Source organism: Vibrio sp. M260112, from assembly GCF_036533775.1.
Lineage (GTDB): Bacteria > Pseudomonadota > Gammaproteobacteria > Enterobacterales > Vibrionaceae > Vibrio.
In genome coordinates this window covers 1-413 of sequence record NZ_JATABH010000207.1, presented here as the reverse complement: position 1 = coordinate 413, position 413 = coordinate 1, and the positions used below count along the sequence as shown (strand labels likewise).

Sequence of the window (413 nt, the reverse complement as noted above, 5' to 3'; positions counted from 1 at the left end):
TTGTTTTCCTCATTTAGTTTAATAATGACTTTTGTATCTAGATACCTTTTTTTCCCTGATAAACATCGCTGCTATCACTTAACCTCACGGGGTATTCATTACACAGAGCAAGATATGATCCCAGAGGTGGCGTATAAAATCGTGCGCGGCTTTGCTTGGGTGGGGATTGCGGTGTGTATTATTGCTGTTTTCTTACTTGGTCCGTTGGCGCTCGTCGGTGCGGGGGCGTTTGCGTTGATGTCATTTGGGATGACCAATTTTAAACCAACCGTTGATAAGTCTTATGTGCTTATAGATGATCGCAGTGTCGTGTTTAATCTAACTCATGACTCAGTGCTGTCATTTGGAAGCCCTAATCGAGAAACATTAGACTATATAGGGACTGTTTTTATTTCGACGCTTGATCAAAAAAC

Annotated in this window: 1 pseudogene; it reads left to right on the top strand. The window is 41.6% G+C overall.

Annotated elements, in window-relative coordinates:
* Positions 1-114: 114 nt before the first annotated feature.
* Positions 115-413: pseudogene (locus QTN95_RS21135) on the top strand (hypothetical protein); the annotation flags it as partial.